Genomic DNA, 25,993 nt, shown 5'->3' with positions numbered 1-25,993 from the left:
GCAGGCAACGGCCCGAAGGGCGAGGCGCTTTAGCGCCGAGTAATCCTTCCCCCACCACCATCTCCACATGTTATGCCCAGCTTAATCTACCTGCGATATTCTATATTCTGCCCTACGGGGAAGGATGAGAAGCTTCGACTAAGGTTCGACTCGAGCGTCAGCGAGAGAACGTTGCCGCAGGCAACGGCCCGAAGGGCGAGGCGCTTTAGCGCCGAGTAATCCTTCCCCCACTACTGTTGCATTCTCTTCAGCCACCTGCACTGCCATCTCCTCGCTCGCGCTTCGCTTAGCGAGGCTAAAGGTGGTGTCGTTTGGTAGCCCGGACAGGTGCGCAGCACCGCCTCCGGGAAAACTCACAGCGGGGGCAATCGTCTTTTTACCGGTGAACTCTTCACCACCGACGTATTGCACTGCGCATACTCTGCGAGACCATCCAGTATCGTATCCAGCTGCGCAATATCACGGACCACAAGACGCATAACAAAACAATCCTCTCCGGTGACCTTGTCACTTTCAATACACTCCGGCATAGCCTGGATATATTTATCCACTTTTTGCAGCAATCCCGGTAGCGGTCTCACTCGTACTAATGCCTGCAGACTATATCCCAGCGCCGCCAGATTCACCCGCGCGCCATAACCCTCAATAACCCCTTTTTCCTCAAGGCGTTTTACCCGCTCGGCGGTACTCGGCGAGGTCAATCCCACCTGCGCGCTCAATACCTTGAGCGAAACTCTGGCATCATGTGTCAGGCAGGTCAGAATAGCCCGGTCTATTTCATCAATTACGTATTCCATTTATTTCACCTAATTAATAAAGGCATTCATCTGTTTTTACCTTATTTCAGATATATCAAGCTGTCAGGCTTTTCACGACAATAATGGAAAACTTCTGGAGGTGAAATATGCAGCTTTCTCGTGGTGTCTGGCAGATGAGCCTGGCGATGATCATTTCCGGCTCGATTGGCGCATTCGTGCTGCTCTCAGGGTTGCCGGTAATCGACGTGGTTTTCTGGCGCTGTCTTATCGGCGCGGTCACATTATTGCTGTTTATTTTGTTAAGCCGGCAACCCTTCAGCCGCCTGACGCGCCTCACTCTGGCGCTGGCAGTCCTTGGCGGCGTCGCGCTGGTGATCAACTGGCTGCTGCTGTTTGCCGCCTACTCACGCGTTTCTATCGGGATGGCCACCGTGGTCTACAACACCCAGCCCTTTATGCTGGTATTACTGAGCATGATACTAGGTGAAAGAGTAAGCGCGGTAAAATGGGGATGGTTACTGCTGGCCTTCGGCGGCGTGGTGATTCTGCTATCGAGCGAACTAACTCCCACCCACGGCGACAATCTCGTTACTGGCATTGCACTGGCGTTATGCGCGGCGTTTTTTTATGCCCTGACCGCCATTATCGCCCGCAAGCTGCAGTCGCTACCGGCGCAGCATATCGCTTTTATTCAGGTTATCGTCGGTACGGTAATGCTTTTGCCGCTGGTTCATGCCCCCGAGTTTAACGGCCATTTTCCCTGGCGCTATTTGCTGATCCTCGGCATCGTCCATACCGGGATTATGTATCAACTTTTATATAGTGCGATTCAAAAGCTGCCGACGCCGGTCACTGGTTCGCTCTCGTTTATCTATCCGCTGATGGCTATCGTGGTTGACTATCTGGTTTTCCATCATGCGCTCACGCCGCTGCAGTTGGCTGGAGGGGTGCTGATTTTGTTTGCTGCGGCGGGCAACAACCTTGGCTGGGGCGAAAAAAAACCCCGCCATGGCGGGGTAAGTCAGCCGTCGCGAATGAACTAGCGACGCGCGCGCACAATCTGGTATTTGCGCGTCAGGTACTCGACCGGCGCGCTCCAGATGTGAACCAGGCGCGAGAACGGGAACAGCAGGAACAGCGTCATCCCCAGCACCAGGTGAACTCGGAAGACAAAAGCTACGCCATCGAGATGCTGCGAAGCTCCGCCGTGGAAGGTCACCACCGACTGCGCCCAGCCGACCAGTTTCATCATTTCGCTACCGTCCATATGCTGGGCGGAGAATGGAATGGTCAGCAGACCCAGCGCGCATTGCACCATCAGCAACGAGAGGATCAGGATATCCGCTGTGGTGGTGGTAGCACGAACGCGCGGGCTCAGCAGACGGCGCTTGAGCAGCAGTAAACCGCCGACCAACGTCATCACGCCGCACGCCCCGCCGGCAAACATCGCCATTTTCTGCTTCACGTCGATCGGCAGGAAGGACTCATACATCCAGTGCGGGGTCAGCATGCCGAGGAAGTGACCGGCAAAAATACCCAGGATCCCGATATGGAACAGGTTTGACGCCAGGTTCATCCCTTTACGATCCAGCATCTGACTGGAGGCGGCGCGCCAGGTGTACTGGCCGTAGTCGTAGCGTAGCCAGCTGCCAATAAGGAACACTGAACCCGCAATGTACGGATAGATGTCAAAGAAGAACATATTCAGGAAGTGCATTAGTGCTGTCCTCCGTTAGAGATATTCAAATATTGCGGGGCCACGGCTCCGGCAAAACGGCGCTGGTGAGCGGAGATTTCCGACTCGCCGCAGCCCTGGTCGGCAAAGAATTTGACCTGCTCTTCTTCCCAGACGGCATCCAGCGCCTGCGGTGTATCGTCGCGGGCCTCGTCGGCGATCTTCTCCGCCACTTTCTGGCTATCGACCTGAGTATTGGCAAGCTTCAACAGCAGCTCGAACAACACCGCATAGCGGCTCTCGCGCTGTTGCAGACGCGCGCTGAGCAGGCCAAGGATTGGCGCAACGTCCCGCAGGCCGCCAAGCGCTTCCTCTTCCGGCAACTGCGCCAGATACTCAAGGTACAGCGGCAGGTGATCCGGCAGCTCATGGCTATCCAGCAGCAGACCGTGGCGCTCGTACTGCGCCATCAGGTCGACCATCGCCTGCCCACGATCGCGGGACTCGCCGTGAACATGTTCAAACAGCAGCAGCGAGGTGGCGCGGCCGCGGTCAAACAGCTCGCTATACGCCGATTGGGCGTCCAGCGGATCCTGAGCCACTAAATCGCGCAGGAAAACGCCCAGCGCCTGGGCATCTTCTTTGGCGAGTTTTTCCGATGACGCGAGAGCCTCGAACATCTCCTGCTGATGCTGCCATAAGGCAGCGTCAGGGTATTCGAGCAGACGCGACACAATCACGAGTTCAATCATGCGTGCGGCTCCGTTTTGCTGGTAACGTCAATGGCGTCAATGCGACGGCTGTTAAACAGGTTGAATTCGCTGTCAGAGCCGTGGCAACCATCGCCGAAGGTAAAGCCGCAACCGCTCTTCTCCGGGAAGGCATCGCGGGCCTGTTCGCGATGGCTGCTCGGCACCACGAAACGATCTTCGTAGTTGGCGATAGCCAGATAACGGTACATCTCCTGCGCCTGCGCTTCGCTCAGCCCAACCTCTTCCAGCGCGCGGGTATCGACGATGCCGTCGACGGTTTCCGCACGTTTGAAGTGGCGCATCGCCAGCATACGTTTCAGCGCTAGCAGTACCGGCTGGGTATCGCCCGCGGTCAGCAGGTTCGCCAGATACTGGACAGGAATACGCAGGCTTTCTACATCCGGCAGGATCCCGTTGCTACCCAGTTCGCCCGCATCGGCGGCGGACTGAATCGGCGACAGCGGCGGCACGTACCAAACCATTGGCAAGGTGCGATATTCCGGGTGCAGCGGCAGCGCCAGCTTCCAGTCCATCGCCATTTTGTAAACCGGCGACTGCTGCGCAGCTTCAATTACGCCCTGCGGTACGCCATCTTTTAACGCCTGTTCAATCACTTTTGGATCGTTAGGATCGAGGAAGACGTCCAGCTGGCGCTGATACAGATCTTGCTCGTTCTCGGTGCTGGCTGCGTTTTCAATCGCGTCCGCGTCGTAGAGCAGGACACCGAGATAGCGAATACGTCCCACACAGGTTTCGGAGCACACCGTCGGCATCCCGGATTCAATACGCGGGTAGCAGAAGATGCATTTCTCGGATTTCCCGCTCTTCCAGTTGAAATAGATCTTCTTGTACGGGCAGCCGGTGATGCACATACGCCAGCCGCGGCACTTATCCTGGTCGATCAGGACAATACCGTCTTCTTCACGCTTATAGATGGCACCGCTCGGGCAGGTCGCGACGCACGCCGGGTTCAGGCAGTGCTCGCATAAGCGCGGCAGATACATCATGAAGGTGTTTTCGAACTGGCCGTACATCGCCTTCTGCATGTTTTCGAAGTTCTGGTCTTTGGCGCGTTTTTCAAACTCGCCGCCGAGGATCTCTTCCCAGTTCGGGCCGCTGGTAATTTTGTCCATCCGCTGGCCGGTAATCAGCGAACGCGGACGAGCGATCGGCTGATGTTTGCTTTCCGGCGCGTTATGCAGATTCTGGTAGTCAAAATCAAACGGCTCGTAGTAATCATCGATTCCCGGCAGATGCGGGTTGGCGAAGATTTTACCCAGCAGCATCGCGCGGTTGCCCATGCGCGGCTGCAGTTTACCGTTGATTTTACGGATCCAGCCGCCTTTCCATTTTTCCTGGTTTTCCCAGTCGTTCGGGAAACCGACGCCCGGCTTACTTTCTACGTTGTTAAACCAGGCGTACTCCATCCCTTCACGACTGGTCCAGACGTTTTTGCAGGTTACGGAGCAGGTGTGGCAGCCGATGCATTTATCGAGATTCAGCACCATGCCGACTTGTGAACGAATTTTCATTTTACGCTCTCCTGTACCTGGTCATTACCTTCGCCGTCTAACCAGTTAATGTTCTTCATCTTACGTACCACAACAAACTCATCGCGGTTGGAACCGACGGTGCCATAGTAGTTAAAGCCGTACGCCAGGTGGCCGTAGCCGCCGATCATATGAGTCGGTTTTGGCGTAATACGGGTAACCGAGTTGTGGATCCCCCCGCGCTGACCGGTAACTTCAGAACCCGGCAGGTTCACGATACGTTCCTGCGCGTGGTACATCATGGTCATTCCTGCCGGTACGCGCTGGCTCACTACCGCACGCGCCGTCAGGGCGCCGTTGGCGTTGAAGACTTCGATCCAGTCGTTATCCTCGATACCCAGATCTTTCGCATCCGCTTCGCTCATCCAGACGATCGGCCCGCCGCGCGACAGAGTCAGCATCAGCAGGTTATCGCTATAAGTAGAGTGAATCCCCCACTTCTGGTGCGGCGTCAGGAAGTTCAGCGCCTTCTCCTTATTGCCGTTGGACTTCTCGCCCATCACCGCTTTCACCGAACGGGTGTCAATCGGCGGACGATAGACCAGCAGGCTTTCGCCAAAGTCGCGCATCCACTGGTGATCCTGATACAGCGACTGACGGCCGGACAGCGTACGCCACGGTATCAGCTCGTGGACGTTGGTGTAGCCAGCGTTATAGGAGACATGTTCGTCTTCCAGGCCAGACCAGGTCGGGCTGGAGATGATCTTACGCGGCTGCGCCTGGATATCGCGAAAACGGATCTTCTCGTCTTCTTTGTTCAGCGCCAGATGCGCATGGTCGCGGCCGGTAAATTCGCTCAGCGCTTTCCACGCCTTCACAGCTACCTGACCGTTAGTTTCCGGCGCCAAGGTGAGGATCATCTCAGCGGCGTCAATAGCGGTCTCCAGCTTCGGCTGGCCTTTCGCCGGACCTTCCGCCTTGGTGTAGTTGAGCTTACGCAGCAGGTCCATCTCGCTCTGGGTATTCCAGGCGATACCTTTACCGCCGTTGCCGATGGTTTCCAGCAGCGGGCCGATAGAGGTGAAACGCTCGTAGGTCGCCGGATAATCACGCTCGACCGGAATAATATGCGGCGCGGTTTTACCTGGGATCAGGTCACATTCGCCTTTTTTCCAGTCTTTAACGTCAAACGGCTGCGCCATTTCCGCGGCGGAATCGTGCTGAATCGGCAGCGTCACGACGTCGGTTTCTTTGCCGAGGTGGCCTACGCAGACTTCAGAGAATTTCTTAGCGATACCTTTATAGATGTCCCAGTCGCTTTTGGATTCCCAGGCCGGGTCAACGGCGGCAGACAGCGGGTGAATAAACGGATGCATATCCGAGGTATTCATATCGTCTTTTTCGTACCAGGTTGCGGTCGGCAGTACGATGTCGGAGTACAGACAGGTGCTCGACAGACGGAAGTCGAGCGTGACGACCAGATCCAGTTTGCCGTCGAGACCGTTATCCCGCCATTCGACTTCTTCCGGCTTCACGCCGCCCTGCTTGCCAAGGTCTTTGCCCTGAATACCGTTCTCGGTACCCAGCAGGTACTTGAGCATATATTCATGGCCTTTACCGGAGGAGCCCAGCAGGTTGGAACGCCAGATAAACAGGTTACGGGGATGGTTTTTACCGTTCTCCGGCTGCTCGGCCGCAAAGCGAATAGACCCCTCTTTCAGCGATTTCACGGTGTAATCGACCGGCGTCATACCGGCTTTCTTCGCTTCGTCAGCAATACGCAGCGGGTTCACGCCCAGCTGCGGCGCCGACGGCAGCCAGCCCATACGCTCAGCGCGCACGTTGAAGTCGATCAGATGTCCGCTGTAGCGGGATTTATCCGCCATCGGCGACAGCAGTTCCTGCGCGGTGACGGTTTCATAGCGCCACTGGCTGGAGTGGTTATAGAAGTACGATGTACTGTTCATGTGGCGTGCCGGACGCTGCCAGTCAAGGCCGAACGCCAGCGGCTGCCAGCCGGTCTGCGGACGCAGTTTTTCCTGACCAACGTAGTGCGCCCAACCGCCGCCGCTCTGGCCAACGCAGCCGCAGAAGATCAGCATGTTGATCAGCCCGCGGTAGTTCATGTCCAGATGGAACCAGTGGTTCAGGCCCGCACCGACGATAATCATCGAGCGGCCATGGGTCTTATCGGCGTTATCGGCAAATTCGCGCGCGGTACGGATGATGTGCGCGCGGGATACGCCGGTGATTTTTTCTGCCCAGGCCGGAGTGTACGCCTTGACGTCATCGTAGCTGGTCGCGCAGTTTTCATCGTTCAGACCGCGTTCCAGGCCGTAGTTCGCCATGGTCAGGTCATAAACGGTAGTCACCAGCGCGGTGGAACCATCGGCCATCTGCAGGCGTTTTACCGGCAGTTTGTGCAGCAGAATGTTTTCGAGGTCGACTTTGTTGAAATGCTCGGACCCTTCGCCGCCAAAGTATGGGAAGCCGACGTTGGCGATATCATCATGGCTGCCAAGCAGGCTCAAGCGCAGTTCAATCTCTTCGCCGGTTTTACCATCGCGCTGTTCGAGGTTCCACTTGCCTTTATCGCCCCAGCGGAAGCCCAGAGAACCGTTAGGTACGGTCATTTCGCCCTTCTCGTCAAAGGCGACGGTTTTCCATTCCGGATTCTGCTCCTGGCCCAGGGAGTCAACCAGGTCGGCAGCGCGCAACATACGGCCAGCGGCATAGTAGCCGTCGCGCTCTTCGAGCATGACCAGCATCGGCATGTCGGTGTAGCGACGTACGTAATCGGTGAAGTACTGGCTCGGTTTATCGAGGTGGAACTCACGCAGCATGACGTGGCCCATCGCCAGCGCCATCGCGGCATCGGTACCCTGCTTCGGCGCCAGCCACAGATCGCAGAGCTTGGCGATTTCGGCATAGTCCGGAGTAATCGCCACGGTTTTGGTCCCTTTGTAGCGAACTTCGGTAAAGAAGTGCGCGTCCGGGGTACGGGTCTGCGGGACGTTGGAGCCCCAGGCGATGATGTAGCTGGAGTTATACCAGTCGGCAGATTCCGGCACATCGGTCTGTTCGCCCCAGGTCATCGGGGAGGCTGGCGGCAGGTCGCAGTACCAGTCGTAGAAGCTCAGACAGGTACCGCCAATCAGCGACAGGTAACGGGCGCCGGACGCATAGGAAACCATCGACATCGCCGGGATCGGCGAGAAGCCTGCCACGCGGTCTGGACCGTAAGTTTTGACGGTATAGACGTTTGAAGCGGCAATCAGTTCGTTCACTTCTTTCCATGAAGAACGAACAAAACCGCCGCGACCGCGGGCCTGTTTAAAGCTTTTCGCTTTATCGGCATCTTCAATAATTGAAGCCCATGCCTCAACCGGATCGCTATGCTGAACTTTCGCTTCACGCCACATCTTCATCAGACGCTTACGCATCAGCGGATATTTCAGGCGGTTAGCGCTGTACAGATACCAGGAGTAGCTGGCGCCGCGCGGGCAGCCGCGAGGTTCATGGTTCGGCAGATCGGGGCGGGTACGCGGGTAATCAGTTTGCTGGGTTTCCCAGGTGACCAGGCCATTTTTGACATAAATTTTCCAGCTGCATGAGCCGGTGCAGTTCACACCGTGAGTGGAACGCACGATTTTGTCATGCTGCCAACGCTGGCGGTATCCATCCTCCCAATCCCGGTTGGTTTTAAGAAGCTGGCCGTGCCCATCGGCAAAGGTTTCACCCTTCTGTTTGAAGTAGCGAAACCGGTCCAGAAATTTACTCATCGGGTTTCTCCTGATATGGAGCCTGACGGCTCTCTGATAAATCGACATTGCTGGATTTGCAGCGAAAATAGCGCCATGCCGGAAGAGGAGAATTGATGGCGATCAATGCGAAATAGCTTATAAATCCGCACCCAACCCGCAGATACCACCAAAGTAGTAATGATATTTATTAAATATCTAATTGTTTTATAAGGATTATTTTAAATATGACAGAATGTTAACCGGGATTTATGCCACGCTTAGGTATTAAGTGGTAGATGACGTACCGATAGTTATTTCCCTGAATTCAACAACTTTGCACAAGTAAAAGTATGTTGTAACTAACAACAAATAATAAAAAGGGCGCACCCTGTGGCGCGCCCTGTCACTTCACATTAAGAAAAGACTTATTTCTGTTTACGGCCGTATACCGCCCAGGTGATTACTACGCAGGCAATATAGAAAACGAGGAAGACTTTCATTGCCCCGGCCGGCGAGCCGGTCAGATCCAGCGAAATACCGAACGCTTTCGGAATAAAGAAACCACCGATCGCGCCAATCGCCGAAATAAAGCCCAACGCCGCGGCGGTATCCGTCGCCGCTTCACGCATCGCTTGCGCTTCGCTGCCGCCCTGCGCTTTCACACGGTCCATCGTAAGCTTACGGAAGATCACGGAAATCATCTGGAAGGTAGAGGCGCTGCCCAGCCCGGCGGTCAGGAACAGCACCATAAATACCGCGAAGAAGGCGATGAAGTTGCCGCCCTGACCATTTGTCGGCAGAGTCAGGAACAGTAACGCGCAGAAAATCGCCATCACCACGAAGTTCACCAGCGTCACGCGGGTCCCGCCGAGACGGTCGGAAATCGCCCCGCCCATCGAGCGCGCCAGCGCGCCAATAAACGGACCGAAGAAGGCGTAGTGCAGAATCTGCACGTCCGGGAACTGGGTTTTTGACAGCATAGCAAACCCGGCGGAGAAACCGATAAAGGAACCAAAGGTCGCCAGATACAGCAGCGCCATAATCCACAGATGCAGGCGTTTAAGTACCGGCAACTGTTCGCTCAGCGATGCTTTTGAGGCCGACAGGTCGTTCATAAAGAACCACGCGGCCAGGGTAAAGATGATCAGGAATGGAACCCAGATCCACGCGGCGTTTTCCAGATACAGCATTGAGCCATCCGGCTGCTCGCTACCGCTACCGCCAAAAACGGCAAAAATAGAAATCGAGACTACCAGCGGCGCAACCAGCTGCATCACGCTGACGCCCATGTTACCAAGGCCGCCGTTAACCCCCAGCGCGCCGCCCTGCTTTTCTTTCGGGAAGAAGAAGCTGATGTTCGCCATACTGGAAGCAAAGTTAGCGCCGGCAAAGCCGCACAGCAGAGAGATAATCACGAACACGCTAAACGGCGTGGAAGTATCCTGTACCGCAAAGCCCAGCCAAACGCACGGAATAATCATGATACCGGTACTGAACGCCGTCCAGCGGCGGCCGCCGAACAGCGGGACCATAAAGGCATAAGGTACGCGCAGCAGCGCGCCGGAAAGCGCTGGCAATGCGGTCAACATAAACAGCTGATCGGTAGTGAACTGAAAACCCACTTTATTGAGGTTTACCGCGACGGCGCTAAACAACATCCAAACGCAGAACGCCAGTAAAAGACAGGGAACGGAGATCCATAAATTGCGGCTCGCCACACGGTGGCCGCGCTGTTGCCAAAACTCAGGATCTTCAGGACGCCAGTCGGTGATGACTGAGCTGCTAGCCTTCTCCGGGATTGAAGATTGACTCATAGATACCTCTGATTATTCATATTTCCTGATGCTACCTTAGGGGTTGCTCAAGGCTGTAAGTTGATATAAATCAAAGGAAAAGCGCGAGCCATTTTGTACAAAAATAAATCATGCTCCGAAGTGAGTAGATAATTATGAGAAAAAAAGTGTGGTTTTTCACGCGACTGCTGGGTTTGTGGTTATCCCTCCCACCACGGCACCTACCACCGACAATTAAGGGGTAATCCCTTAGGGGTATGGGTATACTCCAGGGGATAGCCGAGAATAAGCGCCACTCCCGGAGAGATGACCCATCAGGAGCCACCCATTCCATGTTAAAACGTTTGTTTACGCCGCTCACATTGGTTAATCAGCTGGCGTTAATCGTACTGCTCGCCACCATTATTGGCGTGGCCGGTATGGCGATATCCGCCCGCCTGGTGCATGGAGTGCAGGGCAGCGCCCACGCCATTAACAAGGCAGGCTCGTTGCGTATGCAGAGTTACCGCCTGCTGGCGGCTATTCCGCTGACGGCCAACGATCAAAAGCTGTTTAACGATATGACCGCTACCGTTTTCAGCCCGGAGTTGCAATACTCCGCGCGTCGTGACGGCCAGGAAGTACAGCTGAAAGCGCTGCAGCAATATTGGCAGTTGTCGCTGGGACCGGGCATGAAACAGGCCGTCAGGCAAAGCGATGTGGCACAGGATGTCGCCGACTTTGTCGACCGTATTGACCAGTTGGTTACCGCTTTCGACCACACCACCGAACAGCGTATCGAGCGCGTGGTCTGGATCCACCGCATCCTCGCCATCGGCATGGCGCTGCTGCTGATCTTTACCATTATCTGGCTGCGCGCCCGCCTGCTGCGGCCATGGAAACAGTTACTGGGTATGGCGCGGGCGGTCAGCCAGCGCGATTTTACCCAGCGCGCGCACATCAGCGGTCGCAACGAAATGGCGACCCTCGGCATGGCGTTGAATAACATGTCGGAAGAGCTGGCGGAAAGCTACGCCGTGCTTGAACGGCGGGTACAGGAAAAGACCGCCGGGCTCGAGCAGAAAAACGAGATCCTGGCCTTTTTATGGCAGGCCAACCGTCGGTTACACTCCAGCGCCCCGCTGTGCGAGCGCATCTCACCGGTGCTGAACGGTCTGCAGGGGCTGACGCTGTTACGAGATATTGAAGTGCGGGTGTATGACCTCGAAGATGAAGACAATCATCAGGAGTTTGCCTGCCACTCCGATATCGAATGCGATGATAAAGGCTGCTATCTGTGTCCGCGCGATCTTCCCCCGCTGCCGGATGGCGGCACAACGCTGAAATGGCGGCTATCAGACGCGCATAACCAGTATGGCATCCTGCTGGCCACGCTGCCGGTTGGCCGCCACCTGAGCCACGACCAACAGCAACTGGTGGATACGCTGGTGGAACAGCTGACCAGCACCCTGGCGCTGGATCGCCATCAGGAAAAACAGCAGCAGCTCATCGTGATGGAAGAACGCGCCACCATCGCCCGCGAGCTTCACGACTCTATCGCCCAGTCGCTTTCGTGCATGAAGATGCAGGTCAGTTGTCTGCAGATGCAGGGCGATAGCCTGCCGGATGAAAGCCGGCTGCTGTTGGGGCAGATCCGCAACGAACTCAATACCTCATGGGCGCAGCTAAGGGAGCTGTTAACCACCTTCCGCCTGCAGCTTACCGAGGCGGGTCTGCGCCCGGCGCTGGAGGCCAGTTGTCAGGAGTACAGCGCGCACTTTGGTTTCACGGTACAACTGGATTATCAGTTGCCGCCGCGTTTTGTCCCGTCGCATCAGGCGATTCACCTGCTGCAGATCGCCCGCGAGGCGTTAAGCAATGCGTTGAAGCATGCTAACGCGACAGAAGTCATCGTGACCGTGTCACAACGCGATAATCAGGTACGTTTAGTCGTTGCCGATAACGGCCGCGGCGTACCGGAAAACGCGGAGCGAAGTAACCATTACGGTTTAATTATTATGCGGGATCGCGCGCAAAGCTTGCGCGGCGACTGTCAGGTGCGCCGCCGGGAGACCGGCGGTACCGAAGTCGTGGTGACATTTATCCCGGAAAAATCGTTTTCAATCCAATAAGGAGACCCCTATGAGTCAACAGGAACGGGCAACCATCCTTCTCATTGATGATCATCCCATGCTGCGCACTGGCGTAAAGCAACTGGTTAGCATGGCGCCGGACATTCAGGTTATCGGCGAAGCCAGTAATGGCGAACAAGGTATCGAACTGGCGGAATCGCTGGATCCGGACCTGATTCTACTGGACCTTAATATGCCAGGGATGAACGGCCTCGAAACGCTCGACAAGCTGCGGGAAAAATCGCTCTCCGGCCGCGTGGTGGTATTCAGCGTCTCCAATCATGAAGAGGACGTAGTGACCGCCCTGAAACGCGGCGCCGACGGCTACCTGCTGAAAGATATGGAACCAGAAGATCTGCTGAAAGCGCTGCAGCAGGCCGCTGCAGGCGAAATGGTATTAAGCGAAGCGTTAACCCCGGTACTGGCCGCCAGCCTGCGCGCTAATCGTGCAACGTCCGACCGCGACATCAGCCAGTTGACCCCGCGCGAGCGTGATATTCTGAAGCTGATTGCCCAGGGCCTGCCGAACAAAATGATTGCCCGCCGCCTGGATATCACCGAAAGCACCGTTAAAGTGCATGTGAAACACATGCTGAAGAAAATGAAGCTGAAATCACGGGTTGAAGCCGCCGTCTGGGTTCACCAGGAACGGATCTTCTAAGGCGATTCCGTCCAGGAAACGTCGGGAGCCGTAAACGTCACCAGCGGCTCGGTCAGCGCCAGTGCGATCTCATTGGAAGAGACGCGCTGACCCGATTTATCTTCAACCACCACCGACAGACGCCAGCGATTCACCGCGCCCGGCTCGCTGTTCCACACCGGCATAATGATGCTCCAGCCATCCGCACTGTTGGCATTAACCGGCGGCGTCAGGCTTAGCGCCTGAGTGTCCCCCTGCCAATGCAGCGATTTAATGCCGTGCAGGCTATTAATTTGCAACTTCAGCTGTACCGTTTCGCCGGAGTGCAGACCCCACGGCGGCGTCGCCAGATAGACCGTCAGATTCTTACGCTGTCGATACTCCACTACCGGCAGATTATCGCGTTCCGGACTATCGTAGCGGCTGCCGCGTAGCGAGTTGCTGATAGCCACTTCATCCGCCGCCAGTTGCTGTTTCAGCGGAACCCCAAAACGATAATTCAGCTTCAGGCCGACATTATTCTGGCTGACGCCATTTTCACCCTGTTTGTGTTTAGCGGTGACCGTCACCAACGGTACCGGGGTGTAATTCAGTCCCACCGAAACCGCCACCGGATTATGGTATCCGGTACCGGAATGAAACAGATCGACGCTATCGCCGAAGTACTGTTCGACGCTGACGCTGGTATTGATGTGCTGATAAAACGGCAATCGTGCCTGGGCAGTCACGTCATACCCGACGGCCATCCGCTGCTCCTGGGTCTGATTTTCCCGCAACTGCCAGTCGCCAAGTGGGTGGTAATAGTTGGCCGATAAGCGCAAATACTCGCCCCAGGCTTCCGCGCCGATGCTGCCGCGCGCCAGGCTCTCGCTGAGCACTTTGTCGTAAAACGAGTTATAACCCAGCAGCCAGCTACCGACACGCCAGCGCTGGCCCAGCCCAACATTGCCAACCAGATCGTTCTCGCGCCGGGTAACCGAATATTGATTCCAGGTGAGGTAACGCTCATTGTCCTGCAGCGGCACAAACCAGCTACCCTTGCTACCGGTGAAGTTACCCTCTTTATCCACCAACAGGTCGATATTGGCATTACCCCACGGCGACAGCCAGTTTTCCAGTTGATGGCTGAACTCATTGCCGATTTTGCTGATGGCGAACATCCGCGCCTGCTCGCCGGTGGTGAGTCCGTTATCGCTCATGCTGGCTTCGCCGAATTTCTTGGCCATCTCGGCGAAATGTTTGGCATCGTCGTCGACCTGCGGCGCTATGCCTAAATCGGGCAGCGTCGTTTGCGGCGGCATACTGCTATCGTTGGCAATCAGCGCCCAGGCGGGAGCGCCTGTCAGCAGCAGGAGAAGCGTCAGTGATGGGGTTAAGCGGTACGGCAAAGGCATCAAACGGATTAACGTAAGCTCACGGGGAATAACAACATCACGTTAGTTTATCGTTTTTTGCCCTTCCCCGCAGCCCTGTGGGCCATTCCAGGAATAAACTGAAACCGGTTGACGTTTGCTGTCCCCGATCATCAAACCGGCGTTCGGGTTTGATTTGCCGCCAGCAGCGCTTTGAGTTCCGGAATACAGGAACCACAGTTGGTGCCACACTTGAGCTTCGCGCCAAGCGCCTCTACGCTGACGCAGCCGCCGGCAATAGCCTCGCCGATCTGCCGCTCGCCGATACTAAAGCAACTACAGATAGTCTGCCCACGCGGCGCGCTGTCGCCACCCTTACGGCCGCTGAGCAACGCATGGCGTAGGCCGGCGGTCTGCGGCGGCGTCCGAAACGCCGTATACAGCCATTCAGCATCGATTTGCGGCGGCTTAATATCGCTCCAGCAGCCGAGCATCAATTGCCCGTCGTGCCAGGCCAGTAGGTTCCACAGCCCGCCGCCCTCGGCAATTTGCAACTGCCATCCCTGCTTGCGACACCACTCGGTCAGCCAGCTTTGCGGGCCGGTATCCGCGGCCAGCGACAAATGGCTAAGCCCTACCACCGCCCGTCGCCGCCAGTGCAGCGAGGATGGCAACGCTAAGGGCTCGCGAGATAATAGCTCCCCTTGCCACGCCGGCCGCCACGGCGCTATCGCCACCGCCGACTGCTTGCTCTCCGGCTGCCCGGAATGCGGATCGGTGACCGCCGCCAGTAAATTATTGACCCGTCCCTGGCGGGCAAACTGATTATTCCAGTGCATCGGCACAAAGAGCGAACCGGCGCGCTGCCCTTCGCTGACTATCACCTTCGCAATCATCACGCCGTGGCGCGACCAGACGCGAGCCAGTTCTCCCTCACGTAATTGAAAACGACGCGCATCGGCAGGCGCCACCTCGACGACCGGTTCGGCAATGTGCTGCATCAACCGCGGTATGTCGCCGGTGCGGGTCATGGTATGCCACTGATCGCGAATACGTCCGCTATTGAGGATTAATGGATAAAATGCCTCGGTCTGCGCCCGGGTCGGCTGCGGCGACACCGGCACCATCCGCAACCTGCCGTCGCCGTGCCAGCCCTCCGTTAACCGCCAGGGCGCGGCGCTGCGGCTCACCGGCCAGCGCACCGGCGTCAGGGCATCCCACGCCTCCCGGCTGAGGTCCGCCAGCCCGCCAATATCAAACGCCCGCTTACCGTCATTTTCAAACCCTGAGAGCGCCGCGTGTTCACAAAATACCTCATGCGGATGTTGCCATGAAAAAGCCCGGGCATAACCTAATTCGGCGGCGAGACGGGAAATGATCCACCAGTCGGCTTTCGCCTCCCCCGGCGGCGGCAAAAAAGCCCGCTGACGCGAAATTCGCCGCTCCGAGTTGGTCACGGTACCGTTTTTTTCGCCCCATGCCAGCGCCGGAAAGCGGATATGGGCAAAGCGCCCCGTATCAGTATTGGCGGCGACATCGGAGACCATCACCAGCGGACACCTGGACAGCGCCTGGCTCACCGCGTGGCTATCGGGCAGTGAGACCACCGGATTGGACCCCATAATCCACACCGCTTTGACCTCGCCGCGTCCAATCGCGGCGAAGAGTTCGACGGCGGTTAGTCCCGGCGTCTGCGCCAGTCGCTCGCTGCCCCAAAAGCGCGCTAATCGCTGCAGGTCCTGCGGCTCAAAATTCATATGCGCCGCCAGCATCGTCGCCAGCCCCCCCACTTCACGCCCGCCCATGGCGTTGGGTTGACCGGTCAGCGAAAACGGCCCGCAGCCGCGGCGGGCAAACTTCCCGCTGGCAAGATGGACATTGATAATCGCGTTGCACTTATCGCTGCCGCTGGCGGACTGATTAATTCCCATGGTGTACAGCGTGATGGCGCGCGGTGCAGCGATAAAATCACGATAAAAGCGAGCCACTTGCTCCGGCGCCAGGCCGCAGAAAGCGGCCGCTTTTTCCACGCTCCACTGCGCGGCGATGGTCAGCGCCTGCCGCTGGTCGCGAAAACCCGCCACCATTCCACCGCTGGCGGCAATGGCATTTAGCAGGCCGACAAATAGCCCGCCATCGCTACCGGGCGCCAACGCCAGATGATCGTCGGCAATATCACAGGTCGCGGTGCGTCGCGGATCCACCACCACGATCCGCAACCGCGGATTATCGCGTTTCGCCTGCACCAACCGCTGATAGAGAACCGGATGCGCCCAGGCGGCGTTGGAGCCCACCAGCACCACCAGATCGCTCTGCTCGACATCTTCATAGCTACACGGCACGACGTCCGCGCCGAGCGCCCGCTTATAGCCGGTGACCGCCGATGACATACATAACCGCGAATTCGTATCGATATTGGCGGCGCCGATAAAGCCCTTCATCAACTTGTTGGCGGCGTAATAATCCTCAGTTAACAGCTGACCGGAAGCGTAAAACGCCACCGCCTGCGGGCCGTAGCGCTCAATAATGTCGCGCAGACGTGAACCCGCCTCCGCCAGCGCCTGCGGCCAGCCGACCGCCCGGCCATCGACTTCAGGGTGTAATAACCGCCCGCTAAGCGAGGTCGTTTCCCCAAGCGCTGCCCCTTTTACGCACAAGCGGCCAAAGTTAGCGGGATGGTTTTCATCGCCGCGAACCGTGACGGTTCCACTGGGTTCAACGCGGGCGATAACTCCGCAGCCGACGCCGCAGTATGGACAGGTGGTTCGGGTTTCGCTCATCAGCTCGCCTCCGCGCGCAGCAGCAATGCCTGGTTGCCGACCCACACTTTGCCCTGTTCGATCTTCACCGGCCACGCGCGCACCGACGGCTCGCCGCTGTCGTACAAGCGACCATCTCGCAAGCGAATCCGCTGTTTATACAGCGGCGAAATAACGATCGGCTCGCCGCCCGCGTCGCCTAAAATGCCGCGCGATAACACGTTGGCCTCGCTGCCGGGTTCCTGGTTATCCAGCGCATAAACTTGCTCGCCGAAGCGGAACAGCGCAATTTGCCGCTCGCCGAGGCGCGCGCCGATCCCCGCCTGCGGCGGGATCGCGTCCAGATCGCAGATCGCCTGCCACGGCCGCGACGGCAGGGCCGGTTGCCCAAGCCCTTGCGGCGCCACCAGCTGCGGCTGACCACGCAGGATTTGCCGCTGCACCGCCTCATCGGCCTCATCGCTGTTAACGTAGGAACGGAATAGCGCCAGCCGCTGTGGGTCGTTCAGGGTGGTCTGCCATTCGCACTGGTAGCTATCCACCACCCGCGCCATCTCCTGCTCCAGCTCATCGCCGATACCGAGACTATCGTGCAAGATCACCTCGCGTAGATACGCCACGCCGCCTTCAAGATTATCCATCCAGCTACTGGTGCGCTGCAGGCGGTCGGCGGTGCGAATATAAAACATCAACAACCGATCGACGGTACGGATTAGGGTGGCGTCATCAAGGTCACTCGCAAAGAGGTCCGCATGGCGCGGTTTCATCCCGCCGTTGCCGCAGACGTAAAGATTCCAGCCCTTTTCAGTCGCAATAACCCCGATGTCTTTACCTTGCGCTTCGGCACATTCGCGGGTACAGCCCGAGACCGCCATTTTGATTTTGTGCGGCGCGCGCAGCCCCTTGTAACGATGTTCAAGCCTTACCGCCAGCCCCGTTGAATCCTGAACCCCATAGCGGCACCAGGTCGAGCCGACGCAGGATTTTACCGTGCGTAATGATTTGCCGTAGGCGTGTCCGGTTTCAAATCCCGCCGCCGCCAGTTCGCGCCAGATGTCCGGCAGTTGCTCCAGCCGCGCGCCAAACAGGTCGATACGCTGTCCTCCGGTCACTTTACTGTACAGCTGGTAACGTTTGGCGATCTGGCCGATAGCGATAAGCCCATCCGGTGTCACTTCGCCTGCGGCCATCCGCGGCACCACCGAGTAAGTGCCGTCTTTCTGAATATTGGCGAAGTAGCGATCGTTGGTGTCCTGCAGCGGCAAATGCGCCGGTTTCAGCAGATACTCATTCCAGCAGGAGGCCAGTACCGACGCCACCAGCGGTTTACACACTTCACAGCCGTGGCCCTGCCCGTAACGGCTAATGAGCTGATCGAAGGTATGGATGTGGTTGACTCGTACCAGATGATAGATCTCCTGCCGCGACCACGGAAAATGCTCGCAGATATCTTTTTTAACCTCGACGCCCTGCCCGGTAAGCTGGTGTTCCATCACCTGTTTGACCAGCGCGCTACAGCCCCCGCAGCCGGTCGCCGCTTTAGTGCAGCTTTTTATCGCCGCCATATCGCCCGCTCCGGCGCTGACCGCCTGGCAAATGTCTCCCTTACTGACGTTATGGCAAGAGCAAATCTGCGCGCTATCCGGCAGCGCCGCCACCCCCAGCGCTTTCGTCGTGGCCCCATCCATGGCCGGGAGGATCAGACTTTCCGGACGAGACGGTAGCGCCATGCCGTTCAGCATCATCTGCAACAGCGTCGCGTAGTCACCGGCATCGCCCACCAATACGCCGCCCAGCAGCGTTTTGCCATCAGCGCTGACAACGATCTTTTTGTAGATCTGCCGCGGACCATCGGTCCATTGATAGCTCTGGCAACCAGCTGTACGTCCGTGAGCATCGCCAAACGACGCTACATCCACGCCGAGCAGTTTGAGTTTGGTGCTCATATCGGCGCCGCTAAAGCGGGCGGTTTCGCCGGCCAACTGCGCCGCCGCGGTGCGCGCCATGTGGTAGCCCGGCGCCACCAGGCCATAAATTTTGTTGTCCCACAGCGCGCATTCGCCAATCGCCAATATATCTGCGTCCGAGGTCCGGCAGTGGTCATCGATACCGATACCGCCGCGTTCGCCGATTGCCAGGCCTGCGCCGCGCGCCAGCGCATCCTGCGGGCGGATCCCGGCGGAAAAGACCACCATATCGGTCTGCAGCGTGCCGCCATCGGCGAAGTTAAGCTGCAGCCCGTCGGCGGTGCGCACTATCGCCGTTGTCGCTTTGCTGGTGTGCACGCCAACCTCTAGATCGAGAATTTTCTCCCGCAGCATCGCCGCGCCGCCGTTATCCAGCTGCACCGCCATCAGATTGGCGGCGAACTCCACCACATGGGTCTTAAGCCCTAACTGTTTTAACGCGTTGGCGGCTTCCAGCCCCAACAGCCCGCCTCCGATGACCACCCCGCTCTGCGCAGTGGCGGCGCGGGCGGCAATGCGGTCAAGATCGTCAAGCGTACGATAGACGAAGCAGCCTTCTTCATCGTTACCGGGGATTGGCGGCACGAAGGGATAGGAGCCGGTCGCCAGCACCAGCTTATCCCAATGGGTTTCATGGCCGTGGGCATCGCGCACGATTCGCGCCGGACGATCGATTTCCGCGATCGTCTCTCCTGGCCGCAGCTCAATCCCGTACTGGCTAAAAAAGTCTCCCTCTACCAGCGATAGCGACTCTGCGCTGCGCCCGGCGAAATATTCCGAGAGATGAACCCGGTCATAGGCGGCATAGCGCTCTTCGCCAAAGACCACGATACGGTACTGCTGGTGCAGGTTCCGGCTCACGCATTGCTCAAGAAAATGGTGGCCGACCATACCGTGTCCGACCAGCACTAATACAGGTTTAGTCATCGTCATTTTTCCTGCAGCCCGCGGCTGCGTTATAGAAGGGTCAAAAAGCCACTCCGCTGAAGGAGACCTATCGCTGCCGAGCTGCGCGGTAAGCGGCGCCGCCTGCTGGCAGTCGCCCAGCAGCAGCACGCCGTGCAGCCGGCCATCGCGGATCAGCAGGCGACGGTAGTGGCGATCGATGGGGTCCCAACTGCTGTAGATCTGGTCCTGCTCGCCGGCCCGCTGTTCGCCGGCGCTAAAAAACTCGATACCGGTGACCTTCAGCCGGGTGCCGCCGTCCTGCCAGCTGAATTCTTCGCCGGGAACCCCGCACAGGCGTTCAACTAACACATCGGCCTGGCGCAAGCAGGGAGCCACCAGCCCCCAGGTTTGGCCGTCAATCTCACAACACTCGCCGATAGCGCTGATCCCCGGCAGCGAGGTCGCCATCCGGCGGTCGACGATAATCCCCCGCTGGCAGGCTACGCCGCTGCGCGCCGCCAGACGGATATCCGGCCGCACTCCGGTGGCCAACACCACCCGGCTGGCGGCAAAAGCGCGCCCGTCCTCCAGCCGCACATGCTGCTCGTCAATAGCGGCAATTCGGCTCTCCAGCTCGCAGCGGATGCCGCGTGCCTCAAGCTGTTGTTTTAACTGTTCCGCGGCAAAAGCATCGGTAAGCGGCTCCATCAAACCGCTACCGCGATGGAGTAGCGTCACTTCCCCACCGTGACGGCGCAGCGCCGCCGCGACCTCCACGCCCAATACGCCACCGCCGATTACCACCGCCGGGCCGGGGACTGCCAGGATGTCTTTAACATCCGCCAGGGTGCGAAAGGCGAATACCTGCGGGCGCTCAATACCCGGCAGCGACGGGATAAACGGCTGCGACCCGGTGGCGAACACCAGTTCATCCCATACCAGCCAGTCGCCGCCGACGCGCAGCCTCCGCCCCGCGACATCCACTTCGCTGACCGCCTCGCCAAGCCGCACGCGGACACCATGCTGGGCGTACCACTCCGTCGGCAGCAGTTGGATTTGCGCCGCCGTTTTTTCCCCGCCGAGTACCGGCGAGAGCTGAATGCGGTTGTAGGCCGGCTGCGGTTCATCGCCGATAAGCGTGATGATGAAACGCCCCTGCGCGCGCGCCGCCAGCTTCTCTGCCAGCCGGGTTGCCGCCATACCGTTGCCGATAATTACCAGTCGCCGCATCATTCCGCCTTAGGCCGCTTTCGGCTGCTTTTCGTAGAGGAAATGGAGGATCTGCTGACGCAGATGGTGGTAGTGGTTATCTTCCGCCAGCTGGACCCGGTTACGCGGACGCGGCAGATTAACGTCAAGGATCTCGCCGATCGTCGCGGCCGGTCCATTGGTCATCATTAACACCCGGTCGGAAAGCAGCACCGCTTCATCGACGTCGTGGGTGATCACGACAATGGTGGTGTTCAGTTCCTGCTGGATGTGCATTACCGCGTCCTGCAGATGGGCTCGGGTGAGCGCGTCCAGCGCGCCAAAAGGCTCATCAAGCAGTAACACTTTTGGCTTCATCGCCAGCGCGCGCGCGATGCCAACCCGCTGTTTCATACCGCCGGAGATCTCCCCCGGCCGTTTGTGCAGCGCGTGCCCCATCTGTACTCGCTGTAAATTGTGTTCGATCCACTCCCGGCGCTCTGCCTTGCTCATGGTGCGGCGAAACACCTGATCCACCGCCAGCGCCACGTTGTCAAAACAGCTCAGCCATGGCAGCAGCGAATGGTTCTGGAACACCACCGCCCGCTCCGGTCCCGGGCCGGAAATTTCACGGTTATCGCATAGCAGCCCGCCCTCAGTGGGCTGGGTAATCCCGGCAATCAGATTCAATAGCGTGGATTTGCCGCATCCGGAGTGGCCAATCAGGCTGATGGTTTCCCCTTCGTGAATATCAAAAGAGACGTTTTGCAGCGCCAGGAACTCGCCGCTGGCGGTGTTAAAGCGTTGACTGACGGCCTGTACCTGAATTAATGGTTTCATAGCGACTCCTTATTTTTCCTGCCAGCTGAAGCGGCGGGCGAGCAATATGAGCCCCTGTTCTAGCAGCAGGCCGACAACGCCGATAATGACGATGGCGATGATGATGTTTTCCACATTGAGGTTGTTCCATTCATTCCAGATCCAAAACCCGATACCCAACCCGCCGGTCAGCATCTCGGCGGCGACGATCACCAGCCAGGCAATGCCTATCGACAGCCGCACGCCGGTTAATACCGCGGGCAGCACTGCCGGAAAGAGGATTTTGCGCATCACCGTCCATTCCGACAGCTGCAGCACGCGAGCCACATTGAGATAGTCCTGCGGGATACGCTTGACGCCTTCCGCGGTGTTAATGACCATCGGCCAGATAGAGCAGATAAAAATGGTCCAGCTGGAAGCCGGTTCCGCCTTCTGGAACAGCAGCAGGCCAATCGGTAACCACGCCAGCGGACTCACCGGGCGCAGCAGCGCGATGAGCGGGTTAAACATTCGCGCAAAGAACAGCGAGCGGCCGATAAGAAAGCCCAGCGGAATACCGCCCAGCGCCGCTAAACCAAAGCCCACCGCGACCCGCTGTAGCGAAGCCAGCACGTTCCAGCCGATGCCCATATCGTTCGGTCCGTCGCGGTAGAAGGGGTCGGAAAACAGCGTCAGCGCCGAATCCAGAGTGCTCAGCGGCGTCGGGAAGCCTTTCGCGCCAATCGCCGCCAGCTGCCAGCCGAGCAGCAGCAGAGCCAGGCCCAGTAGCGGCGGCAGTAGACGCTGCAGTGCGGCGTTCAGCCAGCGCCTGGCGGACGGCGTAGCTTTGCGCACCTGCAGCGGCGGCAGGACAATGATTTCGCCCGGCGCGGTTGAGGTCTGCGCACGCGGCTGAGTGTTAATGGCTGGTTTCATCTCATGCCCCCTTATGTTGAATGGCGAAACTGGCGGCGTACCCTTCCGGGTCGGCGCCGTTCCACACTTTGCCGTCCAGCAGCGTGCTGCTGCGTAACGTTTGCGTTGGCGCAGTGATGCCGCCCACGGCCTGGGCCGCCTCTTTCCACAGGTCGATGCGGTTGATACGCTGCGCTACCGCCTGATAATCCGGCGCGCTTTTCAGCAGGCCCCAGCGGCGGAATTGGGTTAAGAACCACATGCCGTCGGAGAGCCACGGATAGCTGGCTTCCCCCTGCTGGAAGAAGCGCATGGGATGAGCGTCGCGCCAGCGTTTGCCGATGCCATTGTCGTATTCGCCAAGCATGCGCCCGCTAAGGTACTGTTCTTTGGTGTTGAGCCACGCCCGTCTGGCGAGGATCCGCGCGGTTTCGCGGGTGTTGTCGGCAGACGCTTCAATCCAGCGCTGGGCCTCCAGCAGCGCCGCCACCAGCGCCCTTGCGGTATTTGGATAGCGCGCCACCCAATCGCTGCGCGCGCCGAGGATTTTTTCCGGATGATCCGCCCAGATCTGCTGGCTGGTTGCCGCCGTAAAGCCGATGCGATCGTTGATCGCTCGCGCGTTCCACGGTTCGCCAACGCAGAAGCCAACCATATTGCCGATGCGCATGTTCATCACCATTTGCGGCGGCGGCACGACCACCATGCGCACATCGGCGAAGGGGTCGATACCGGCGTTCGCCAGCCAGTAATAGAGCCACATCGCATGGGTGCCGGTAGGAAAGGTGTGGGCGAAGGTGTAGCTGCCCGGCGCTTTTTGGTCGATCAGCCGCTTGAGCCCATGACCATCGCTCACGCCTTGCGCCTGTAGGTCACTAGAGAGGGTGATCGCCTGACCGTTGCGGTTCAGGGTCATCAGGTTGGCCATCTGCTGCGGTTTGCCGGCAATACCTAGCTCAAGGCCATACAGCATGCCGTAGAGGATATGCGCCGCATCGAGTTCGCCGGCGACCAGCTTATCGCGCACCGCCGCCCAGCTGGCCTCCTTACTTGGCTGCAGGCTGATGCCATACTTTTTATCGAATCCTTTCAATGCCGCAATCGCCAGCGGCGCGCAGTCGGTTAGCGGGATGAATCCGACCCGCACGGTGGCCAACTCCGGCTTATCGGAACCCGCCGCCCACGCCGCCTGCATCACGCCGGGCAGCAGCATAGCGCCGCTCAGCGCCGCCCCGGCCTGCAAAAAGCGCCGTCGTGAAATGAAAACTTTATCGCCCATAGCCGCTCCAGAACGCGCAAAAAAAAGCGCCCGGCAGTGCTTTCGCACCGCAGGACGCCTTTATCCAGAGACCTTCAGACCGCCATTGGTCCGTTGTCTCAAATTGTTGATTCACTCAAGTTCAGTAATGCAAAGCGGATGCCAATTTGTGTTATTGCCCGCCAGACGTTGTTTTACCGCTCTCCGCGTCAACTATTGCACCATCGTCAGGCAATGCCTGCCCGCTGATTGTGCATTCAATTTGACGATGAGTCCGGCAGCAGAGCTTTCACCGTCAGCAGCGCGCGGGCGATTTCGACCATCCGCTGGTTCTTATCCATCGCCATTTTACGCAACGCCTGCCAGGCCTGTTCTTCCTGCATTCCCTGATGGCTCATCAGCAGCGATTTCGCTTTATCTATAATCTTGCGCTCCTCAAACGCGGCTTGCAGCGAGGCCAGTTGGCCGGAGAGTTGCTCAAGTTCCCACGCCTGCTGGCGGACCAGCGGCAGCAGCTGCTTATCCAGGCGCAAAGTCAGGCTATCGCCGCACTCTTCTTCAGGCCATTGCAGCGGCGGCATATCGTCTTCTCCACGTTCGAGCAGTTGCCGGGTCGCGCTGAGCAGGTCGGCAATCAACACCTCCTCCAGACTGCGCATCTGCTCTAGCCGTTCAGTTTGCAGGCTAAACCAGCGCTGCGCCGCGGCCCCTTCGTCCGCCGAGGGCTGGCGGGTACAGGCTATGCGCCGCAGTTGCTCAATCTCGCGCCCGGCTTCGCAACCCTGCAGCAGCTCAAGCGCCCGCGGCAGACCGGAGAGCGCCTGAAAGCTGTCAAAACAGGGCTGCTGACCGTCAATGCGGTCAACCAACTGCTGACGGAGCTCGCCGTTAAATTGGCCGCGCGCGAAGCCCAACGCTCCCAGCGCGCGCTCCTGGCCCGCCAGCTCTTTACCCTGCATAAAGCTGTACAGGGCGACCATGCGCCCGGCGATCTGCGGATCGTCTATGGTGTCATTCAACTGCGGCACAATATTCAATAAATGGCGAATAATACGGCTAAAGCGCTGAGTGGCCTCCTGAGCGTCCACCGCGCGGCCTTGCACCGCCGCTCGCAGCGCCGGAAGCTGCGCCAGATACCACACCGCGCTGGCTATACGCCAACACAGCGCGCTGCTGGCGGATTCCCGCGCCGGTTGCAGCGCGGCATAAAAAGCGCTTAAGCGCGCGTCCACCAGCGCCCCGCCCGCCCGACGCTCGGCGTCATACAAGCGGCCCTCGGAAGAGAGCCACATATTGGAGGCGCCGCGTTCGCACTGCAGCATATGGACCAACCCACTTATTTCGCTCGCCAGCGTCCCTTGCTGCGTTAGCTGACGGAGCTGCTGTTTTTGTAGTTGGCGCGCATAATGAAACCAGCCGATTGCTTCAGGCGTCATGCCGGTCGTATTATTCATACCCCCTCCCGAATTACGTCTTTAGGTAAAGCTAAGCAATAACCGTGCCTGATAAAAGGAGTCTTTATGCAACGTATTGTGATTGTCGCCAACGGAGCCGCTTACGGCAGTGAATCCTTGTTTAATAGCCTGCGCCTGGCTATCGCCCTGCGTGAGCAGGAGTCAGACCTCGATCTGAAGCTGTTTTTAATGTCCGATGCGGTGACCGCCGGGCTTCGCGGACAGAAACCGGCGGAAGGCTATAACATCCAGCAGATGCTGGAGATCCTCACCGCGCAGAATGTGCCGGTAAAACTCTGCAAGACCTGTACGGACGGACGCGGGATCACCCATTTGCCATTAGTAGATGGCGTGGAAGTGGGAACGCTGGTCGAGCTGGCGCAGTGGACGCTGGCGGCGGATAAAGTGCTGACCTTCTGAAGTAACCGCCATTAACAGGATTAAATGTCAGG

The 25,993-nt window shown here is 58.3% G+C and carries 17 protein-coding genes and 2 other RNA genes; 6 read left to right on the top strand and 13 right to left on the bottom strand.

Annotated features, from left to right (window positions below; all coding sequences use genetic code 11):
• Positions 1 to 60, top strand: a non-coding RNA gene (locus ABLV08_RS22655) — RtT sRNA; the annotation flags it as partial.
• Positions 61 to 103: 43 nt separating this feature from the next.
• Positions 104 to 236: non-coding RNA, RtT sRNA (locus ABLV08_RS22650), on the top strand.
• Between the two features lie 117 nt (positions 237 to 353).
• Here the strand turns inward: ABLV08_RS22650 and ABLV08_RS22645 are convergent.
• Complete coding sequence (locus ABLV08_RS22645) at positions 354 to 797, bottom strand: Lrp/AsnC family transcriptional regulator (protein ID WP_032711421.1); 444 nt, start codon at positions 795 to 797, stop codon at positions 354 to 356.
• A 107-nt stretch (positions 798 to 904) separates the two neighbouring features.
• On the opposite strand from ABLV08_RS22645, the gene ABLV08_RS22640 reads away from it, so the two are divergent.
• Positions 905 to 1,801, top strand: coding sequence for a DMT family transporter (locus tag ABLV08_RS22640; protein WP_032711420.1), 897 nt, complete (start codon positions 905 to 907; stop codon positions 1,799 to 1,801).
• Here the strand turns inward: ABLV08_RS22640 and narI are convergent.
• From narI to ABLV08_RS22615, 5 genes are all read right to left on the bottom strand, one after another.
• A complete protein-coding gene (gene narI, locus ABLV08_RS22635) occupies positions 1,798 to 2,475 on the bottom strand; it encodes a respiratory nitrate reductase subunit gamma (protein ID WP_015367083.1) in 678 nt (225 codons plus the stop codon). The two genes, ABLV08_RS22640 and narI, sit on opposite strands and share 4 nt — an antisense overlap.
• Positions 2,475 to 3,185: a nitrate reductase molybdenum cofactor assembly chaperone gene (gene narJ / locus ABLV08_RS22630; RefSeq protein WP_015705098.1), complete on the bottom strand. Its 711-nt coding sequence runs from the start codon at positions 3,183 to 3,185 to the stop codon at positions 2,475 to 2,477. Before narJ ends, narI begins: the two co-directional genes overlap by 1 nt.
• Positions 3,182 to 4,717: a nitrate reductase subunit beta gene (gene narH / locus ABLV08_RS22625; RefSeq protein WP_049053424.1), complete on the bottom strand. Its 1,536-nt coding sequence runs from the start codon at positions 4,715 to 4,717 to the stop codon at positions 3,182 to 3,184. Before narH ends, narJ begins: the two co-directional genes overlap by 4 nt.
• Positions 4,714 to 8,457, bottom strand: a complete 3,744-nt coding sequence (locus ABLV08_RS22620; RefSeq protein WP_015367086.1) for a nitrate reductase subunit alpha — start codon at positions 8,455 to 8,457, stop codon at positions 4,714 to 4,716. Before ABLV08_RS22620 ends, narH begins: the two co-directional genes overlap by 4 nt.
• 386 nt (positions 8,458 to 8,843) lie before the next feature.
• Complete coding sequence (locus ABLV08_RS22615; RefSeq protein ID WP_015705095.1) at positions 8,844 to 10,232, bottom strand: NarK family nitrate/nitrite MFS transporter; 1,389 nt, start codon at positions 10,230 to 10,232, stop codon at positions 8,844 to 8,846.
• A 311-nt stretch (positions 10,233 to 10,543) separates the two neighbouring features.
• Between ABLV08_RS22615 and narX the strand changes: the two genes are divergently transcribed.
• Positions 10,544 to 12,322 carry a nitrate/nitrite two-component system sensor histidine kinase NarX gene (narX, locus tag ABLV08_RS22610; protein ID WP_015367089.1) on the top strand — a complete coding sequence of 593 codons (1,779 nt, stop codon included), beginning with the start codon at positions 10,544 to 10,546 and terminating at the stop codon, positions 12,320 to 12,322.
• Between the two features lie 10 nt (positions 12,323 to 12,332).
• Positions 12,333 to 12,983, top strand: coding sequence for a two-component system response regulator NarL (narL, locus tag ABLV08_RS22605; protein WP_015705094.1), 651 nt, complete (start codon positions 12,333 to 12,335; stop codon positions 12,981 to 12,983).
• Here the strand turns inward: narL and ABLV08_RS22600 are convergent.
• From ABLV08_RS22600 to nasR, 7 genes are all read right to left on the bottom strand, one after another.
• Positions 12,980 to 14,356: a YchO/YchP family invasin gene (locus ABLV08_RS22600; protein WP_348856278.1), complete on the bottom strand. Its 1,377-nt coding sequence runs from the start codon at positions 14,354 to 14,356 to the stop codon at positions 12,980 to 12,982. The genes narL and ABLV08_RS22600 overlap by 4 nt on opposite strands.
• A gap of 131 nt (positions 14,357 to 14,487) precedes the next feature.
• Positions 14,488 to 17,094, bottom strand: a complete 2,607-nt coding sequence (locus ABLV08_RS22595) for a nitrate reductase (protein WP_348856277.1) — start codon at positions 17,092 to 17,094, stop codon at positions 14,488 to 14,490.
• Positions 17,094 to 21,161, bottom strand: coding sequence for a nitrite reductase large subunit NirB (gene nirB / locus ABLV08_RS22590; protein WP_348856276.1), 4,068 nt, complete (start codon positions 21,159 to 21,161; stop codon positions 17,094 to 17,096). Before nirB ends, ABLV08_RS22595 begins: the two co-directional genes overlap by 1 nt.
• A 6-nt stretch (positions 21,162 to 21,167) precedes the next feature.
• The gene (locus tag ABLV08_RS22585) at positions 21,168 to 21,956 is read right to left on the bottom strand and encodes an ABC transporter ATP-binding protein (protein ID WP_015367094.1); all 789 of its coding nucleotides are present in this window, start codon (positions 21,954 to 21,956) and stop codon (positions 21,168 to 21,170) included.
• Positions 21,957 to 21,965: 9 nt separating this feature from the next.
• Positions 21,966 to 22,850, bottom strand: a complete 885-nt coding sequence (gene ntrB, locus ABLV08_RS22580) for a nitrate ABC transporter permease (protein ID WP_032711417.1) — start codon at positions 22,848 to 22,850, stop codon at positions 21,966 to 21,968.
• A 1-nt stretch (position 22,851) separates the two neighbouring features.
• A complete protein-coding gene (locus ABLV08_RS22575; protein WP_032711416.1) occupies positions 22,852 to 24,108 on the bottom strand; it encodes a CmpA/NrtA family ABC transporter substrate-binding protein in 1,257 nt (418 codons plus the stop codon).
• A 236-nt stretch (positions 24,109 to 24,344) separates the two neighbouring features.
• Entirely contained in the window at positions 24,345 to 25,541 is a 1,197-nt protein-coding gene (gene nasR / locus ABLV08_RS22570) for a nitrate regulatory protein NasR (RefSeq protein WP_348856274.1), read from the bottom strand.
• A 66-nt stretch (positions 25,542 to 25,607) separates the two neighbouring features.
• On the opposite strand from nasR, the gene ABLV08_RS22565 reads away from it, so the two are divergent.
• Positions 25,608 to 25,961 carry a DsrE/DsrF/TusD sulfur relay family protein gene (locus ABLV08_RS22565; RefSeq protein WP_015367099.1) on the top strand — a complete coding sequence of 118 codons (354 nt, stop codon included), beginning with the start codon at positions 25,608 to 25,610 and terminating at the stop codon, positions 25,959 to 25,961.
• Positions 25,962 to 25,993 lie beyond the last annotated feature (32 nt).

The organism is Klebsiella sp. CN_Kp088 (assembly GCF_040064335.1).
GTDB lineage: Bacteria > Pseudomonadota > Gammaproteobacteria > Enterobacterales > Enterobacteriaceae > Klebsiella > Klebsiella aerogenes.
Note: the sequence above shows the minus strand (reverse complement) of the source record. Positions and strands in the feature narration are given on the sequence as shown.

What these genes read in the sequence shown, in the direction of transcription:
- nasR (WP_348856274.1), bottom strand. Translation starts at nt 25,541, where the DNA reads ATGAATAATACGACCGGCATGACGCCTGAAGCAATCGGCTGGTTTCAT.
- ABLV08_RS22585 (WP_015367094.1), bottom strand. Translation starts at nt 21,956, where the DNA reads ATGAAACCATTAATTCAGGTACAGGCCGTCAGTCAACGCTTTAACACC.
- ABLV08_RS22640 (WP_032711420.1), top strand. Translation starts at nt 905, where the DNA reads ATGCAGCTTTCTCGTGGTGTCTGGCAGATGAGCCTGGCGATGATCATT.
- ntrB (WP_032711417.1), bottom strand. Translation starts at nt 22,850, where the DNA reads ATGAAACCAGCCATTAACACTCAGCCGCGTGCGCAGACCTCAACCGCG.
- ABLV08_RS22595 (WP_348856277.1), bottom strand. Translation starts at nt 17,094, where the DNA reads ATGAGCGAAACCCGAACCACCTGTCCATACTGCGGCGTCGGCTGCGGA.
- ABLV08_RS22615 (WP_015705095.1), bottom strand. Translation starts at nt 10,232, where the DNA reads ATGAGTCAATCTTCAATCCCGGAGAAGGCTAGCAGCTCAGTCATCACC.
- nirB (WP_348856276.1), bottom strand. Translation starts at nt 21,161, where the DNA reads ATGATGCGGCGACTGGTAATTATCGGCAACGGTATGGCGGCAACCCGG.
- narI (WP_015367083.1), bottom strand. Translation starts at nt 2,475, where the DNA reads ATGCACTTCCTGAATATGTTCTTCTTTGACATCTATCCGTACATTGCG.
- ABLV08_RS22620 (WP_015367086.1), bottom strand. Translation starts at nt 8,457, where the DNA reads ATGAGTAAATTTCTGGACCGGTTTCGCTACTTCAAACAGAAGGGTGAA.
- narX (WP_015367089.1), top strand. Translation starts at nt 10,544, where the DNA reads ATGTTAAAACGTTTGTTTACGCCGCTCACATTGGTTAATCAGCTGGCG.
- narH (WP_049053424.1), bottom strand. Translation starts at nt 4,717, where the DNA reads ATGAAAATTCGTTCACAAGTCGGCATGGTGCTGAATCTCGATAAATGC.
- narL (WP_015705094.1), top strand. Translation starts at nt 12,333, where the DNA reads ATGAGTCAACAGGAACGGGCAACCATCCTTCTCATTGATGATCATCCC.
- narJ (WP_015705098.1), bottom strand. Translation starts at nt 3,185, where the DNA reads ATGATTGAACTCGTGATTGTGTCGCGTCTGCTCGAATACCCTGACGCT.
- ABLV08_RS22565 (WP_015367099.1), top strand. Translation starts at nt 25,608, where the DNA reads ATGCAACGTATTGTGATTGTCGCCAACGGAGCCGCTTACGGCAGTGAA.
- ABLV08_RS22600 (WP_348856278.1), bottom strand. Translation starts at nt 14,356, where the DNA reads ATGCCTTTGCCGTACCGCTTAACCCCATCACTGACGCTTCTCCTGCTG.
- ABLV08_RS22645 (WP_032711421.1), bottom strand. Translation starts at nt 797, where the DNA reads ATGGAATACGTAATTGATGAAATAGACCGGGCTATTCTGACCTGCCTG.
- ABLV08_RS22575 (WP_032711416.1), bottom strand. Translation starts at nt 24,108, where the DNA reads ATGGGCGATAAAGTTTTCATTTCACGACGGCGCTTTTTGCAGGCCGGG.